The sequence below is a fragment of the Streptococcus parasanguinis genome (assembly GCF_001069785.1).
GTDB lineage: Bacteria > Bacillota > Bacilli > Lactobacillales > Streptococcaceae > Streptococcus > Streptococcus parasanguinis_T.
Genome location: NZ_JVSR01000097.1, coordinates 1 through 15668 on the forward strand (window position 1 = coordinate 1; position 15668 = coordinate 15668).

At 43.0% G+C, this 15668-nt stretch carries 16 protein-coding genes; 11 read left to right on the forward strand and 5 right to left on the reverse strand.

The features are described 5' to 3' along the window. Positions 1-137 precede the first annotated feature (137 nt). The 4 genes from ADG03_RS09060 (at position 138) to ADG03_RS09075 (ending at position 3218) form a co-directional block, all read left to right on the forward strand. Positions 138-1379 (forward strand): aminopeptidase, encoded by a 1242-nt coding sequence (locus ADG03_RS09060; protein WP_049473304.1) that lies wholly within the window; start codon positions 138-140, stop codon positions 1377-1379. A gap of 9 nt (positions 1380-1388) precedes the next feature. Next, positions 1389-1619, forward strand: a complete 231-nt coding sequence (locus ADG03_RS09065; RefSeq protein ID WP_003010011.1) for a GlsB/YeaQ/YmgE family stress response membrane protein — start codon at positions 1389-1391, stop codon at positions 1617-1619. Between the two features lie 206 nt (positions 1620-1825). Continuing rightward, positions 1826-2494: a DUF443 family protein gene (locus ADG03_RS09070; protein WP_049473305.1), complete on the forward strand. Its 669-nt coding sequence runs from the start codon at positions 1826-1828 to the stop codon at positions 2492-2494. Positions 2495-2549: 55 nt separating this feature from the next. Then, the gene (locus ADG03_RS09075; RefSeq protein ID WP_049473306.1) at positions 2550-3218 is read left to right on the forward strand and encodes a DUF443 family protein; all 669 of its coding nucleotides are present in this window, start codon (positions 2550-2552) and stop codon (positions 3216-3218) included. A 126-nt stretch (positions 3219-3344) separates the two neighbouring features. On the opposite strand, the gene def is transcribed toward ADG03_RS09075, so the two are convergent. Continuing rightward, positions 3345-3959 (reverse strand): peptide deformylase, encoded by a 615-nt coding sequence (def, locus tag ADG03_RS09080; protein ID WP_003004253.1) that lies wholly within the window; start codon positions 3957-3959, stop codon positions 3345-3347. 60 nt (positions 3960-4019) lie between these two features. Beyond that, the gene (locus ADG03_RS09085) at positions 4020-4706 is read right to left on the reverse strand and encodes a cyclic nucleotide-binding domain-containing protein (RefSeq protein WP_049473307.1); all 687 of its coding nucleotides are present in this window, start codon (positions 4704-4706) and stop codon (positions 4020-4022) included. A 143-nt stretch (positions 4707-4849) separates the two neighbouring features. On the opposite strand from ADG03_RS09085, the gene ADG03_RS09090 reads away from it, so the two are divergent. The 7 genes from ADG03_RS09090 (at position 4850) to trxA (ending at position 12428) form a co-directional block, all read left to right on the forward strand. Next, entirely contained in the window at positions 4850-6013 is a 1164-nt protein-coding gene (locus ADG03_RS09090) for an MFS transporter (protein ID WP_049473308.1), read from the forward strand. A gap of 104 nt (positions 6014-6117) precedes the next feature. After that, positions 6118-7269, forward strand: a complete 1152-nt coding sequence (locus tag ADG03_RS09095; protein WP_049473309.1) for an MFS transporter — start codon at positions 6118-6120, stop codon at positions 7267-7269. Between the two features lie 2 nt (positions 7270-7271). Further along, positions 7272-8000 (forward strand): pseudouridine synthase, encoded by a 729-nt coding sequence (locus ADG03_RS09100; RefSeq protein WP_049473310.1) that lies wholly within the window; start codon positions 7272-7274, stop codon positions 7998-8000. Positions 8001-8220: 220 nt separating this feature from the next. Continuing rightward, entirely contained in the window at positions 8221-10908 is a 2688-nt protein-coding gene (locus ADG03_RS09105) for a Cna B-type domain-containing protein (protein ID WP_049473311.1), read from the forward strand. A gap of 262 nt (positions 10909-11170) precedes the next feature. Further along, the gene (rpsO, locus tag ADG03_RS09110) at positions 11171-11440 is read left to right on the forward strand and encodes a 30S ribosomal protein S15 (RefSeq protein WP_003004251.1); all 270 of its coding nucleotides are present in this window, start codon (positions 11171-11173) and stop codon (positions 11438-11440) included. A gap of 436 nt (positions 11441-11876) precedes the next feature. Further along, on the forward strand, positions 11877-12101 hold the full coding sequence (locus tag ADG03_RS09115) for a DUF4649 family protein (protein WP_024054957.1): 225 nt from the start codon (positions 11877-11879) through the stop codon (positions 12099-12101). Between the two features lie 12 nt (positions 12102-12113). Then, positions 12114-12428, forward strand: a complete 315-nt coding sequence (gene trxA, locus ADG03_RS09120; RefSeq protein WP_003013593.1) for a thioredoxin — start codon at positions 12114-12116, stop codon at positions 12426-12428. A gap of 68 nt (positions 12429-12496) precedes the next feature. On the opposite strand, the gene ADG03_RS09125 is transcribed toward trxA, so the two are convergent. The 3 genes from ADG03_RS09125 to pepF all read right to left on the reverse strand — a co-directional run bounded on the left by ADG03_RS09125 (position 12497) and on the right by pepF (position 15534). Beyond that, positions 12497-12826 (reverse strand): DUF6568 family protein, encoded by a 330-nt coding sequence (locus ADG03_RS09125; RefSeq protein ID WP_223346057.1) that lies wholly within the window; start codon positions 12824-12826, stop codon positions 12497-12499. Positions 12827-12935: 109 nt separating this feature from the next. Continuing rightward, the gene (locus tag ADG03_RS09130) at positions 12936-13610 is read right to left on the reverse strand and encodes an excalibur calcium-binding domain-containing protein (protein WP_049473313.1); all 675 of its coding nucleotides are present in this window, start codon (positions 13608-13610) and stop codon (positions 12936-12938) included. Positions 13611-13737: 127 nt separating this feature from the next. Continuing rightward, positions 13738-15534 (reverse strand): oligoendopeptidase F, encoded by a 1797-nt coding sequence (gene pepF / locus ADG03_RS09135; protein ID WP_049473314.1) that lies wholly within the window; start codon positions 15532-15534, stop codon positions 13738-13740. Between the last annotated feature and the right edge of the window lie 134 nt (positions 15535-15668).

Consider the following 15668-nt stretch of genomic DNA (forward strand, 5'->3'; position numbering starts at 1 on the left):
AGTAGAGCCCACTCAACCACTGCGTCTTGCTAGACAATCCAAAAACAATTAAGAGGCTATGACTTCTGTCCCACTCTCTTTTTGCATGGACTTATGGTATACTAGGAGAAGATCATTCACTTATGAAGGAGAAAAAAATGGTTTTACCAAATTTTAAAGAAAACCTCGAAAAATACGCTAAATTGTTGGTGGCGAATGGCATCAACGTGCAACCTGGTCATACCTTGGTCTTGAACATCGATGTGGAACAAAGAGAATTGGCCCACTTGATCGTGAAGGAAGCCTATGCCTTGGGGGCGCACGAAGTCATTGTCCAATGGGCGGATGACTTTACTACCCGGGAAAAATTCCTCCATGCACCGATGGATCGCTTGGACAATGTGCCTGACTACAAGATTGCAGAGATGAACTACCTCTTGGAACACAAGGCCAGTCGCTTGGGTGTGCGCTCGTCTGATCCAGGTGCCTTAAATGGTGTTGATGCAGAGAAGCTTTCTGCCTCTGCCAAGGCCTTGGGCATGGCTATGAAACCAATGCGCATCGCTACTCAATCCAACAAGGTCAGCTGGACAGTTGCTGCAGCAGCAGGACTAGAATGGGCGAAAAAGGTCTTCCCAAATGCGGCGAGCGATGAAGAAGCAGTGGATCTCCTGTGGGATCAAATCTTCAAGACCTGCCGGGTTTACGAAGAAGATCCAGTCAAGGCTTGGGAAGAGCATGCAGCTATTCTCAAGAGCAAGGCAGATACACTGAATAAGGAACAATTCTCAGCCCTTCATTACACAGCGCCAGGAACCGATTTGACTCTTGGTTTGCCGAAGAACCACGTCTGGGAATCTGCCGGAGCTATCAATGCCCAAGGTGAAGGTTTCTTGCCAAACATGCCGACAGAAGAGGTCTTCACGGCTCCTGACTTCCGTCGTGCAGAAGGTTATGTCACTTCCACAAAACCGCTTAGCTACAATGGAAACATCATCGAAGGCATCAAAGTGACCTTTGAAAATGGAGAAATTGTGGATATCACAGCTGAAAAAGGCGATCAAGTCATGAAAGATTTGGTCTTCAAGAACAAAGGAGCGCGTGCCTTGGGTGAATGTGCCCTCGTACCAGATCCAAGCCCAATTTCACAGTCAGGCATTACCTTCTTCAACACTCTCTTTGATGAAAATGCCTCTAACCACTTGGCCATCGGGGCAGCCTATGCAACCAGCGTAGAAGGGGGCGCAGAGTTCACAGAAGAAGAACTCGAAGCAGCCGGCCTCAACCGCTCAGACGTCCACGTTGACTTTATGATCGGCTCAAGTCAAATGGATATCGACGGTATCCGAGAAGACGGCACCCGCGTCCCAGTCTTCCGTAATGGAGATTGGGCAATTTAAGGAGAAACTATGATTGGAAGTATGTTTGTCGGTCTTTTGATCGGACTTCTAGCTGGAGCTATCACCAATCGTGGCGAACGCATGGGATGTTTTGGGAAAATGTTCCTGGGCTGGATTGGTGCCTTTTTAGGACAATTACTCTTTGGTGCTTGGGGACCAAGCCTAAACGGTACAGCCATTATCCCATCGATTCTTGGTGCCATGATTTTATTAGCCATCTTCTGGGAAAGAGGAAGCTAGGTTTAACTTGCTAAAACAGATAGAGTGGTTGGAAATCTTCCAACCTCTTTTTTAGTCAAAACTTGATCATCAAAGTAAAATCAGGTATCATGGAAGGTATGTTTTGTTATGAATAAATAAGATAATTATGGCTGTGGTAGACTGGTGAAAAGTTAGTTCAGATTCTCCGTCTAGGAATGAAACAGTATAGAAAGTAAGAGACGTGTATGTTTAAACCAGCAAAAATCGATCGTTTGCCGAAAATGAATTTTCGCTATCGTTTGTTAAAAGTAGAGAATGAGTGGTATTTAATGGAAGCCGATCGTCCAATTATCATCACCTATTTTCTTCCGTGGCTTGTTTATTTCATCCCTCATAAAGCTTATCAGCTGACAGAGGATGAAGTAGAAGTCCTAGCTCCAAAAGTGCTTGAAAGAGATAGGAACATACTTTCAAGTCAGTCTAAAGCAGGGATTTCAGCTCTTGGTGCTGGTTCCTTAGCAGTTTTACTAGGCAGAGCCTTTCCGATAGAAGATTATTTATATTTTAGCTCCCATCTACTGAATCTAGTGCTAATGGTAGTTGTTCTATGTATTGCTTTTGGGATTCGTATCTGGATCAGCATTGGGAAAAAAGAGACGGTCAGAAAGCCTTCAAAGAAAGCTAATAGAATCTATTGTCGCCCAGTAAGATTTAGGTTACTACTAAAAAATCTTCTATTAGTAACATTGGCTTTATTTCTTTCAAGTGTAACATTTTACTTTGTTCTGAGTACCAGTAAACCAAATCTAATATCTCATGTGGCCTTGTTTGCTTTTTCATTGGTTTTTTTATCACATGGTAATTTATTATTGTATGCTTCAGGTGAGGATTATAAGGCAAAAGTAAAAAAATGAAAAGAGCAGATTCGTTTTTCTTCTAAAGTATAAAACGATCAAGAAAGGATCATCTATGTTTAAACCAGCAAAAATCGAACGGTTGCCGAAAATGAACTTTCGCTATCATTTATTAAAAGTTGACGGAGAGTGGTATTTGATGGAGGTCGATCGTCCGATTATTATCACCTATTTTCTGCCATGGTTTGTTTTTTTTATTCCTCATAAAGCCTATCAGCTAACAGAGGATGAAGTAGGAGCCATAGCTCCAAAAGTATTTGAAAGAGACAAGAAGCATCAGAGTTTAGTGAATAACAAAATTGGGAAGACCTCGCTTGGTCTAGGTGTAACCTCCATGCTATTAGCAAGGGCGTTTCCAATAGAAAAATACCTCAATTTTACCTCTCACTTGCTTAATCTATCCTTGATGATGTTGATTTTAATTTTTGTAGTGGGACTTCGGATTTGGATGGGTAGAGGGGAAGGGATGCATGAAATTGTGGCAGATAAAACACCTCGAAAAGTATATTGTTTCCCAGCAGACACAAAGAACATAATATTACCACTAACATATGCAACTATTCCTATGGTAATGTTCATTGCAGCATGTTATGCAATTTTAATAAACTTTGAGCCCAATTTTATAATACATTTTGGTCTATTAATCTCATCATTTCTGTTTTTATCATCTGGGAATTTAATTTTTTATTCCCCAATCTACTCTTTTAAAGCTAAAGTCAAGTAGATCCAGTCGAGTGATACTCAGAAGTAGGAGTAACATCAATCTGCTTTTTTGCCTTAAAAGAATGTTTTAGACAAGAAAAATACCTAACCGAGAGCTTTCTCAGTTAGGTATTTCTGTCATTTACGCCTATTCTAAAATCAAGAGGCCTTCTTTGATTTCAAATGGGTTGTTTGGATTGATGCGGTCATAGAACATGATGCCGTTGGTGTGGTCGATTTCGTGTTGGACGACGATGGAGTTGTAGCCTTTGAGTTTGATGCGTTTCTTTTCACCGTCTTTTGTGAAATACTCCACCGTCACGCGCGCGTGGCGGACCACATAGCCTGGGACATTGCGGTCTACAGAGAGACAGCCTTCCCCGTCTCCAAGCGCCGCATCTTGAACGGAATGGGCGACAACCTTTGGATTGTACATGACTTCTTGAAGACTATAGGCTTCTTTTGGTGGGTTGCCATCGGCATCTTCTGGATTGGGCACCAAAACAGCGATAATCCGTTTTGAGATATCCAGCTGAGGGGCAGCGAGTCCCACTCCTCCACGGAGGCCAAGTTTTTCAGCCATAACAGGGTCTTGAGAATGGTGCAAGAATTGCATCATTTTTTCACCCAGGATAATTTCCTGATCAGACAAAGGGAAGGTCACATCTTCCGCAACAGCTCGAAGTGTTGGATTTCCTTCGCGGATGATGTCATCCATATCAATCAAATGGGATGCTCTTGTAACTTTTTCAATTGCTTTCATCGTTTTACTCTCACTTTCTTTCTATCCTCCATGATAACACAAAAGAGCCTAAAATTAAAGTTATCTGCCGACGGTTTCCGCATGTTTGATGGACAAGTCGCCCATTCTTTTTCGGTCTAAAATCGTATAGACCCGTCCTTCTCTTTGGACTAAGCCCTCGTCAATCATCTGCTTGATGACACGGCTAAGGTGGCGGTAGCTGATCCCAAAACGCAGGGCCAGCTGATTCATCTTGGGCTTGAGGGTCCCATTTTCATCGCAATGCTCCAGAAAATGCGAGGCGAGGCGTTCCTTGACCGAATAATGAAAGTTGGCAGGAGCCAAATAGTTGATCTGGTGTAATTTCTCAGCCAAGGTCTTGGCCGTAGAGCGCAAAAAGGTTGGATCAAGCAGGAGGCGCTTCTTAAAGTGCAGGGCTGGGAGCTGGACGACTAGCGAGTCTTGGTCTGCAATGACTGATGAGATACAGACCCGATCGAGCAGGAGCTCAATCTCTCCTAAGAGTCCAGGTTTTTCTTGGATTTCAAGGATGGTGTCGCTGCCATTCTCAAGACTGTGGATAATCTTGAGCCGGCCTTTGAGAAAATAAGGAATGACATCTTGTTCAGAACCCTGGCGGCAAATATAATCTCCAGCCTGGTAGAGAACGAGGTCCAGCTGGCTGAGACAGTCACCTGGAAAGATCTGGTCCAATTGGTAGTCTGTGATGATCTCCTTGAGTCTGGTAGATGGGGAAATTTTTTTCATCTCACTCTCCTAAAATAGGACAAATGTCCTGTTTTTCTATTTCTAAATTGATTATACTAGGATTCTATTGAAAATACTAGTTTGAATCTTTTCTGAAAAACTAGTAAAATCAAATATTACCAGTAAAGTGTAGGAAATAAAAAATGAAAAAAACAATGGAAAGAATCAGTCTCTTGAGCTTGTCGCTCATGCTGATCTCATCCTTTTCAATTACAGCCGGTTTGCCGGCTATGAAGGCTTATTTTAGCCACTTCGGATATTCAGCAGGCCAGGTGGAACTCTTGGTTTCCCTGCCAGCCTTTGCGGTCGTAGCCATGCTCTTTTTAAATAGCGTGATCGAGCGGTGGATGAGTGAGCGCCAGATGATTGTCACAGGGCTCTTGCTCTTTTCAACTAGTGGCCTCTTGCCTTTGGTCGTGCAGGACTATCCTCTCATCTTTCTAAGTCGTCTGATCTTTGGCTTGGGGACAGGAATGATCAATGCCAAGGCTATTTCAATTATCAGTGAGCGCTACTCAGGCAATGATAAGACCCGGATGCTGGGCTATCGGGGATCTGCTGAAGTGGTGGGCTCTGCCATCTTGACCTTTATGGTGGGACAACTCTTACCCCTAGGCTGGCCAGCGATCTTTGCCGTATATGGTGGTGGTTACTTGATTTTACTCCTCTATATCCTTTTTGTCCCTTATCCTAAGGAGAAAAAACAGGCTAGATTGAAGGAGAAAAAGAAAGGTTCCGCACGCCTTCGCTCCCCTCAATGGCGTTTTAGTCTAATGCTAGCTGTGATTGCTGGGATCATTATTTGTTTCAATTCTATTATTAGCTTGCGCGTGCCGGATATCATCGTTGATGCTCGTATGGGAACGGCGACAACAGCTGGAACCGTCTTGAGTCTGATGCAATTGACAGGGATTGTAGCAGGAGTGGGCTTTGCCAGTTTGACACATGTTTTCAAAAAGAACTTGCTCATGATCATGTGTTTTGGTTTCGGACTAGCTCTGGCCTTGATTGGCTTGTCTAGCCAGCTATGGAGCTTGGTTCTAGGAACCTTGCTGGCAGGATTTACCTACAGTACGGGGGTCACCAGTATCTTCTATCACTTATCTGAAAAAATCCCGACCAATCTCCTGAACCTTGCGACCTCGCTGGTCTTGATCGGCTGCAATCTCGGATCAGCCGTCTCTTCTTTCTTCATCCAGTTGGTGACGCCACTAGCTCCCTCTAATCACCTGCTCTTTGTCTGGATTGGTGCTTTGATGGTCCTAACGGGAGTCTTCGCCTCACAATTACTAGCACGAACGAAATGATGGAGAAATCATTTCGTTTTTTTAATTCAATCTATTGCGTCCTGTCACTAGCTCGTGTTATTATAGGAGGAGTGTGAAAAAAGATTAGTTTAAAGGATAGAATAATGAAAAAAATCATGGAGAAAGTGAGTATTCTCGCGCTTTCATTTATTTTGACGACCTCGTTTTCGATTTCGAGTGCGCAGTCGGCCATGTTTGCCTATTACAAGGGAATTCCTCACAGCATGATTGAGCTCTTGGTCTCGCTTCCTTCTGCCGGGATCATGGTTTCACTCATCTTCAATAAATGGATTGGACGCCTATTTTCAGAGCGTCAGATGATTGTGACGGGCTTAGTTGCTTACGCTCTATGTGGCTTTATTCCCTTAATCAGTCCAGCTTATCCGGTTGTCTTTTTGTCTCGGATTATTTTTGGGATGGCAGTTGGTTTGCTCAATGTTTCTGCCATTGCGATTATCAGTGAGCGCTATAAAGGAAAAGAACGCGTCCAAACCCTTGGCATTCGTGGTTCTGCAGAGGTTGTAGGGACGGCCGTTTTAACCTTTGGAGTCAGCCTTTTGATTCGCTTTGGCTGGCAGGCTGCCTTTCTCGTTTACGGCATCAGTATTCCTATCTTACTTTTGTATCTCTTATTTGTGCCTTATGGATCTAAGACAGAAGCAGTGGAGGAAAAACACAAGGATGTGAAGATGACGGGGGGACAATGGCGGACTGCGCTCGGCTTAGCGGTCGTTGCGGCAGCTATCGTCTTGTCCAATGTCATGATCACCGTTCGGATTCCAAGTGTGGTAGAACAAGTTGGACATGGCACTGCCCAAACTGCTGGGGTTATATTAGCAGCCATGCAATTTGTTGGGATCTTGGCAGGTTTGGCCTTCTCGCCCTTGACCTATCTATTCCGTGATCGTTTATTATTGGTTTCGGGAGTAGCTTATGGTGTGGCCCAAATGTTGATAGGGGTCTCTCCAAATCTCTCGATTCTTGCCCTTGTAACCATTGCTTCTGGCTTCGCCTACAGTGTGGCTTTGACAACAGTTTACAATGTCTTATCTGATAAGATGCCAGCAGGGGTCTTGAGCCAGGCAACGTCCATTGCGGTTTTGGGATGTAGTGCAGGTTCGATCGCAACGACCTTTGTCCTTAGTCTATTAGGGACGATCTCATCTGCTCCAGTCTTCATTTTTGGATTTTCTGGTATCCTCATGATCCTGGTTTCCTTTTTTGGTCTTTGGATTGTACGAAAGAGCGGGAAGTAATCATGCGACTAGATAAATTTTTAGTGGATTGTGGCGTGGGGAGCAGGACCGAGGTCAAGCAACTCCTCAAGCAAAAGAAAATCGCAGTGAATGGAAAAAAAGAGACAACAGGCAAACTGCAGATTGATCCAGACAAGGATCAGGTGACCTTTATGGGAGAAGACCTGGTCCATGAAACCTTTGTGTATTATCTGCTCAATAAACCAGCGGGGGTCATCTCAGCGACAGAAGATGATCACCACCAAACTGTGCTAGATTTATTGGATGAGACAGCCCGTCACAAGGAAGTCTTTCCTGTGGGGCGTCTAGATATCGATACCCATGGCTTACTCCTTTTGACCAATAATGGCAAGCTCGCCCATGCCATGCTTTCGCCGAAGAAGCATGTGTCGAAGATCTACCGTGCCCATGTGGCTGGGATCATGGATGAGGCAGATGTAGCCCGTTTTGAAGCAGGCATTGCCCTCAAAGACTTCACCACCTTGCCTGCGAGATTGCAGATCTTAGAGGTGGATGAAGCAAGTGTCAGCTCCTATGTCGAAATTGAAATCGCTGAAGGAAAATTCCATCAGGTCAAGCGCATGGTCGCTGCCTGTGGCAAGGAAGTGGTGGATTTAGAGCGGATCTCTATGGGTCCTCTAACGCTAGATCCAACTCTTCAATTGGGAGAATGGCGGAGACTCCATCCTTCTGAACTCAAGTCCCTAGAGGGGTTCGGAGTTCCCTTATAAGCAAAAAACCAAGCAGTCTGATTCTTACAGGCTGCTATTTTTTATTTGTATCAAGAAAATGTACTGAAAAGACAAAAAATGAATTTAATTGCTTGTACTATCAAAGCAAATTGTTTATAATGAAAAAAGATAGGTTGTGTATAAATTCACAATATGTAGTGATAATTTTTCGACTCACATACCTTATCTAGTAAACGTAGAAAAAGGAGAAAAATCGTTTATGAAAAAGTGGCTCTATTCTGTTGTGACAACAGTTGCCCTATTTTTACTAGCGGCTTTAGGATTTGCCAAACCCAATAGTCCAGCTAAAGTCCATGCAGATACGATCAATGATGTTGTGACGTCTGTAAATATCTCGAAATCAACTGGTGGAGCGATTACAGATCCACTCGGTGTTTGGGAGAGTTTTCAAGTTGAAGCAAACTTTGTGTTGCCAAATGGTCGTGTAAAAAAGGGAGATCAGACCGTTATCCAACTTGGAGATGACTTTAAGGTCTTTGAAACGGACACCATTGACCTGCTGGATCCAAGTGGTCAAAAAGTTGCGACAGCAACAGTAGATGATCAAAGAAAGGTCATCACCGTAATCTATACGGACTATCCTGAAAGAATGGCCAATGTGACAGGGAAACTGCGTTTCTTTGCGCGTGTAGACCACCAAGTCGTCAAAGGACAAAAGACACTTGATTTTACTCTTACGATCGATAAGAAAGTGATTTCGGGTGGGAATATCGATTACAAAGGGGTCAATCCAGGTGAGAATCCTCCTACTCCAGAAGTCTTTAGCAAGTGGGGTTGGACCAATTCAGATGATAAATTAAAATTGACCTATACCTTGAATATCAATCAAGGCCACACAGCCCTTCATAATATTGATATCAAAGACCACTTGGCCTTTACAGATGGGAAGATCAAAGCAGATTCTGTCAACATCCATACAGGAACTTGGCAGGTTAGTGACGAAGATGGGGCTTATCATTTAAAAGATACCACAAACGTCACGAAGAATTATTCTCCTGTTGTCAGTGCTGATGGTCGTTCTCTAACGGTTCATATTGGAGATCTAGCTCCTGAACAAGGGATGACTATTCGATATGATGTCTATCTGGACAAGGTCCCAGCTATCGATACCAAATATAAAAACAATGCTAGCATAACAGCTACAGAAATCAAAGAGCAAAATAAAGTTGCCGTCATCCGCTATCAATTTCTTGATGGACAATTTAATGGTGAGAAGTACTCCTTCACCATTCATAAAAAAGGTGAAAATAGTCAAGCGCTTGCCGGTGCCGTCTTTGCTGTGACAGCAGATGATACTGGTGAGCAAGTGGGAACCATTACGACAGATGAGAATGGTGTTGGAACCATTACGGGCTTGATCAAACAAGCTTATACAGTTCAAGAAATTCAAGCTCCAACAGGTTATGTTCTCTCAGAAGAACCTATCAAGATCAGCAAGGACGATTTTGGAAATGACCTTGCAATCTCCCGTGATGTCGTAAACCAAAAAGAAAAGACAAGCGTTGCCGGTCAAAAGACATGGAATGACAATGACAATCAAGATGGCAAACGCCCATCAAAAATCACAGTCAATCTCCTAGCAAATGGTGTCAAAGTCGCTTCTAAAGAAGTGAAACCAGATGCTACAGGAACTTGGGCATATCATTTTGATAATCTCGATGTGGTCGATGATGCTGGCAATGTCATTGCCTACACCGTTTCAGAAGAACCTGTTGAAGGCTATGAAACAACTATTGAGGGAACCAATATTACTAACACTCGGACACCAGAAGTCGTTGAGATTCCAGTAACGAAAGTTTGGAAAGACAATGACAACCAAGATGGCGTTCGTCCTGACAAGGTTACTGTTCGTCTCCTTGCAGATGGTACAGAAGTAGCTAGCCAAGAGCTAAGTGCAGCAACTGATTGGAAGACAGTCTTTACCAATCTTCCAAAATACAATCACGGCAAACAAATTGTCTACACAGTCACAGAAGACACAGTAGCCAATTACTCTGCTGCGATTGATGGAACAACCATTACCAATAGCTACAAGCCAGGTAAAACCAGCGTTACTGTTACAAAACGTTGGGAAGACAACAATGACCAAGATGGCAAACGTCCAAGCGCCATTAAGGTACAGCTCTATGCAGATGGCAAAGCTCAAGGAAAAGAAGTGGAACTTTCTGCTAAAAATAACTGGACTCATACCTTTAGCAATTTGCCTCTAAAAGCGAAAGGCAAAGAGATCCAGTACCAAGTGAAAGAAGTTGGGACAGTCAAAGGCTATACAAGTACGGTCGATGACAGTAACAAGGGAAATGTAGTGATCACCAATAGCCGCACACCAGAAGTAACAGAAGTAGCGGTCAAGAAGATCTGGGATGATGCAGACAATAAAGAGGGTCTTCGTCCTGAAAAAATCACAGTTCGTCTCCTTGCGGATGGTCAAGAAGTAGCTGTAAAAGAAATCACAGCTACTGATAATTGGCAGGCAAGCTTCACGGATCTACCTGTATACAAGGAAGGTAAGAAGATTGCCTACACGATTACAGAGGATCCAGTAGCAGGTTATACAAGCAACATTGATGGTTTCACGGTAACCAATCGTCATACGCCACCGACGACTCCACCGACAACACCTCCAAGCACCCCGCCAACGACTCCTCCTACAACTCCACCGACGACACCACCAACAACACCTCCTACAACTCCACCGACGACCCCACCAACAACGCCACCAAGTACACCGGAAAAACCAGAAACTCCAACTACACCAAAAGAAGGAAAGAAAAAAATTCTTCCATCAACTGGTGAAGTTGTTGCTTACGGGTTGACCATACTCGGTGCACTCTTAGCAATTTTTGCTTTGGCTTTGCTCTTGCGTGGTAAACGGAAAGAGAAATAAGATTCATACCGATAAAAGGCAAATATCCTAGAGATATTTGTCTTTTTGAATAAGTTGCTTGAAGAATGATCCATCAAACTGTCCATATTCCCAAGGTTCTTTTTAGAAATGAGAAAAGCTCCTCCCAAAGGAAACATAAGTGTTTGACAGAAAGATGAAATCTTGGTAGAATAAGAAGGTCGAATAGACAACTAACTCTTTCTTGGTAGCAGGATATGCCAAACCTGCCACTCGGATAGAGCATAAAGAAAAGGAGCTTATCATGGCAATCTCAAAAGAGAAAAAAAATGAAATCATTGCACAATACGCACGTCACGAAGGTGACACTGGTTCAGTAGAAGTACAAGTTGCTGTCCTTACTTGGGAAATCAACCACTTGAACGAACACATCAAACAACACAAAAAAGACCACGCTACTTACCGTGGTTTGATGAAGAAAATCGGTCGCCGTCGTAACTTGTTGGCTTACCTTCGTACAAACGACGTTAACCGTTACCGTGAGTTAATCAACTCTCTTGGACTTCGTCGTTAATTCAAGATACAAAGGCCGTCAAAAGCACAAAGCAAAAATAGGAAAATTGACGAAGAAGCTTCAGCTTCTAGGAGATTTTATCTTTTTTGCCAAGTGCTTAGGCCGTGTTCAATTGAGCATATCTTGAAAAAAAGCTACTCTAGTTGAGTAGCTTTTTTGTTTTTTGTCACCTTGCCTCGATATACTCGAGTATAATCTTCGGCTTCGGTTCCTAGCATCGTAAGGTAAAGTAGACCAGATCTATCTCCCTTCGGGGAGATTTTTTGTTTTCACCTGATTTTAGACCGAGTTCAAAACAGCCCTCTGGATTCAGAGGGCTTTTTTATTGTCTTTTCCTTATCGAACAAGATCCATCATTTTGAGGAAGTCGTTTTGTTTGACAGATGTAATGTCTAGAGTTACAATTGATACATCATAAGAAATAGAGGTTATCGATATGATTGATATTACATATCTAGACGGTGCAAAACAAGAAAGAGTCATGCATTTTGATTCCTACGATGAGTTTGAACGCTCCCAACAAGCTTGCTTAATTGGGGTAGCAGATTTTTATCCTGTTGTGAAACTGACCTATAATGGGCATGAGTTGGATTACCAAGGGACTTACGGAGATGTCTTCTTCTATCTGATGAAGCAAGATTTGACCCAGTACCAAAACTAAAGGAGAAAGAAAATGGCAAAAGCAATTACAGACGCAACATTTGAAGCAGAAACAAAAGAAGGCTTGGTCTTGGTAGATTTTTGGGCAACCTGGTGTGGTCCATGTCGTATGCAAGCTCCTATTTTAGAAAAATTATCGGAAGAACTTTCGGAAGATGAGTTAAAAATCCTAAAAATGGATGTGGACGAAAATCCAGAAACAGCGCGTGCTTTCGGCATTATGTCTATCCCAACCTTGCTCTTTAAAAAAGATGGGCAGGTTGTTAAACAAGTAGCAGGAGTGCACACCGCAGCACAAATTAAGGCCATTGTGGCAGAGTTGAGTTAGTAAAAAAGAGTAAGATAGGAACGAATCGTTCTATCTTACTCTTTTTGTATTGACCTTTTAAAATTGGCTTATTGAGTCAAGAGATCCATAATCTCTTCGATACTTGATTTGCTACCTTTTTTTAGATAGTTTTCTTTACTACCTTTTTTAAAAGTTGACAAATTTGGTACCGTTTTGACATTCATATCATGTGCAAAAGCTGTGATGTCTTTTCGCTCCTTTGAGTCGTTATCCAGGTAATAAACGGTCTGATTCGTTTTTTGAATAGCAACTGCTAATTTAGGAGCGAATTTTTGACAGTATGGACAGGATTCGCGACCGATATAGAGAATGAAATCTTCTTTATTGTTGATTTTCTCTTGTACTTCAGATAGCGGAATCTTTTTGACGTAAGTCATTGCTTCCTTATAAGAATCTGGAGTAATAATTTCTCTCTTTTTGAAATTCAAGTATAAAATAGCAAGAAGAGAGATTGTACAAATGGAAAAAATGGAAATCGTAATTTTTTTATTCACAGGCGATTCCATCTCCGTCTCTATCTAAGCGAGCGCTATATCCAGGTTGCCCTCTACGAAGCGGTGCAGCACCTGCAGCGCGTGCTTCACTACAATTTCGATAGCCTCCTTGTTGAGGTTGTGTGACAAATGCTTGTTGTTGCTGCGCTTGTTGGGCAGCTGCAGCTTGTCTTGCCTGTTCAGCGGCTGCGGCTTGTCGAGCTTGTTCAGCTTGTTGTTCTCTGACAGTAATGGCATTTTGTACTAATCCAACACGATGAGTTAAGCGATCTTTTGTTCCTTGATCAGCTACATTTGCGATAGCAGCTTGGGCTGGGGCAATATTTTCTGTTACTTGATTGTTTTCTAAGGCTTGTACGGCAGCTTCAGCTTGAGCAGCAAGTTGTTTTGCTTCAGCCTCTTTCTTTTCACGCTCTTCTTTTTCTTTTCGTTCCTGTTCTTCTTTCGCCTTTTTCTCGAGCTCTTCTTTTTCTTTTCGTTCTTGCTCCTCCTTTGCTTTTTTCTCTTTTTCTGCTTTTTCCTGTTCGTCGCGTTCTTTTTTTGTTTTTTCTTCTTTTTGAACGAAACCTACCTGTTTTTCAGTTTCTTTTTGAGAAGCTTCATTTTGATTTGAGCAAGCTCCAAATAATAACGCAATTAAGATTGTTAAAATCAACCGTTTTTTCATAATGTTACTCCCTTCGGATATTTATCCAAGAATAATCATACCATAATATAAAAGCGCTTTCAATTACTAACTGGTAATATTTAAATAAAAAATCAGACTTAGAATAAACTAAGTCTGAAAATTGTACTTATTCTCCCAATTCTGCACTGTAGGCAATGATTTGATCCACAGTGTCTGAAAGGAATTGGATGGTATCGCGGAGTGGTTTGTCAGTTGAGATATCTGCTCCGATGATCATGGCTGACTCAAGTGGGGTCTTGCTACCACCTGATTTGAGGAGGTCTAGCCAATCTTTCGCTCCATTTTCGGAGTTTTTCAAATGCAAGTATCCCGCTGTTGAGATAACCAAGCCAGCTGAGTAGGTATAGCTGTAAAGCCCCATGTAGTAGTGGCTTTGGCGCATCCAGGTCAAGGCTACATCGTCATCGATTTCAACGGCATCTCCCCAGAACTCTGTCAAGACTTCCTTCATGATGCTATTGAGTTTGCTAGCGCCGAAGGTTCCACCTTCTTCAATCAGGGTGTAGACCTTGCGTTGGAAGGCTGCTTCCAACAAGTGGGTGATGAAGTTGTGGAAGTAGGTATCTGTCAAACGGTGAGCCAAGGCAAAGCGTTTTTGACGAGGATCGTCAAACTGGTGTTCCAAATAGTCGCTGAGGAGGAGCTCGTTAAAGGTAGAAGGAGCTTCCACATAGTAGGTCGACATGTGGGCGTTGAAGTAGCTTTGGTTGTTGTCTGAGAAGATAAATTGACCAGAGTGTCCGATTTCGTGGATCAGGGTGTAGACATCGCTCATCCGTCCTGTCCAGCTCATGAGGACATAAGGATGGACGCGGTATGGGTCGGCTGCATAACCACCGGAATCCTTGCCTTCATTGGCCGCAAAGTCAACCCAGCGTTCAGTTTGGTAGCGGGCAATTTCGCGGGAGTATTCTTCCCCAAGAGGTGCTACAGATTTCATGACCAAATCATAAGCGTCATCAATGGTGACATCTGGGTTGAGTGCGCTGTCCAAATCCAACTTCCAATCAGCAAAGGTCATTTTCTCAAGGCCGTTGACCTTGGCCACGTGTTTGAGGAATTTTTGAGCGACCGGAGCAAAGTCCTTCATGATCAGGTCAATCTGACGGTCAAACATGGCACGATCCACTTCCTGCTCAGCTAAAAGATAGTCAAAGACAGAGTCGTAGCCCCGCATATCTGCAATCAGTTTTTCTGATTTGACTTGGGCTAGATAGGTAGCAGCAGCCGTGTTTTGGTGCTTGCGGAGACCTTCTGAGAAAGAACGAAAGGCTTTTTCACGGATTTCCGCATTCTCATGATTTTGGTAGAAGTTTTCATAGGTAACAAAGCTATTCTTGTAGACTTTTCCATCCACTTCGAAATCAGCCATTTCAAAGTCGCCTGCCCGCATCTTGGTATAGATGTCTTGTGGTCCGTAGAAGACTTCACCCAGGTTGGTCAGAGTTTTTTCCACATCAGCTCCCAAGTAGTGAGCTTTTTTGATTTTAGCCTGACGAATGGCAAAAGTGAGGTGAGGGAGTTGTCCGAGACGTTCAAGGACTTCTTCATCCGCTTCGACCAAAGCATCATCAAAGAAGGAAAGTTCAACGCTCGCCCAAGTTTCGAAATCCATCCCTGCTTGGGCAATTTCCGCAAAAGCTTCATCGCCAAAGTCCGTCGTTTGGGGCATAAAGCTGTAGTTACCAATGTGGCTGAGTTGGATCTGAATTTGTTCAAAGACTGTAAAGGCAGCTTCAAAGTCTTCAAAGGTGTGGAGCTTGCCCTTGTAGTTACGGACAAATTCATTAATTTCTTCACGTGTTTTTTCAATGGCACGCAAGAAGTCTTCCTGGTCTTGGTAGAGGGCTGTGAGGTCCCAGAGTTCGTTCTCAGGAAATTCAGAACGTTTCTTTAATTCCATAGTGTTCTCCTTTTGATCAAATAACTATACTAAGTATAGCAGAAAAAAGGACAGAAACATAGAGGGAGAGGGGAAAATGCTTGTGTAAAAATCTTGAAAAGAGCTGGAAAAATCGACCATTTTTGATATACTAG

What these genes read in the sequence shown, in the direction of transcription:
- ADG03_RS09060 (WP_049473304.1), top strand. Translation starts at nt 138, where the DNA reads ATGGTTTTACCAAATTTTAAAGAAAACCTCGAAAAATACGCTAAATTG.
- ADG03_RS09065 (WP_003010011.1), top strand. Translation starts at nt 1,389, where the DNA reads ATGATTGGAAGTATGTTTGTCGGTCTTTTGATCGGACTTCTAGCTGGA.
- ADG03_RS09070 (WP_049473305.1), top strand. Translation starts at nt 1,826, where the DNA reads ATGTTTAAACCAGCAAAAATCGATCGTTTGCCGAAAATGAATTTTCGC.
- ADG03_RS09075 (WP_049473306.1), top strand. Translation starts at nt 2,550, where the DNA reads ATGTTTAAACCAGCAAAAATCGAACGGTTGCCGAAAATGAACTTTCGC.
- def (WP_003004253.1), bottom strand. Translation starts at nt 3,959, where the DNA reads ATGAAAGCAATTGAAAAAGTTACAAGAGCATCCCATTTGATTGATATG.
- ADG03_RS09085 (WP_049473307.1), bottom strand. Translation starts at nt 4,706, where the DNA reads ATGAAAAAAATTTCCCCATCTACCAGACTCAAGGAGATCATCACAGAC.
- ADG03_RS09090 (WP_049473308.1), top strand. Translation starts at nt 4,850, where the DNA reads ATGAAAAAAACAATGGAAAGAATCAGTCTCTTGAGCTTGTCGCTCATG.
- ADG03_RS09095 (WP_049473309.1), top strand. Translation starts at nt 6,118, where the DNA reads ATGAAAAAAATCATGGAGAAAGTGAGTATTCTCGCGCTTTCATTTATT.
- ADG03_RS09100 (WP_049473310.1), top strand. Translation starts at nt 7,272, where the DNA reads ATGCGACTAGATAAATTTTTAGTGGATTGTGGCGTGGGGAGCAGGACC.
- ADG03_RS09105 (WP_049473311.1), top strand. Translation starts at nt 8,221, where the DNA reads ATGAAAAAGTGGCTCTATTCTGTTGTGACAACAGTTGCCCTATTTTTA.
- rpsO (WP_003004251.1), top strand. Translation starts at nt 11,171, where the DNA reads ATGGCAATCTCAAAAGAGAAAAAAAATGAAATCATTGCACAATACGCA.
- ADG03_RS09115 (WP_024054957.1), top strand. Translation starts at nt 11,877, where the DNA reads ATGATTGATATTACATATCTAGACGGTGCAAAACAAGAAAGAGTCATG.
- trxA (WP_003013593.1), top strand. Translation starts at nt 12,114, where the DNA reads ATGGCAAAAGCAATTACAGACGCAACATTTGAAGCAGAAACAAAAGAA.
- ADG03_RS09125 (WP_223346057.1), bottom strand. Translation starts at nt 12,826, where the DNA reads ATGACTTACGTCAAAAAGATTCCGCTATCTGAAGTACAAGAGAAAATC.
- ADG03_RS09130 (WP_049473313.1), bottom strand. Translation starts at nt 13,610, where the DNA reads ATGAAAAAACGGTTGATTTTAACAATCTTAATTGCGTTATTATTTGGA.
- pepF (WP_049473314.1), bottom strand. Translation starts at nt 15,534, where the DNA reads ATGGAATTAAAGAAACGTTCTGAATTTCCTGAGAACGAACTCTGGGAC.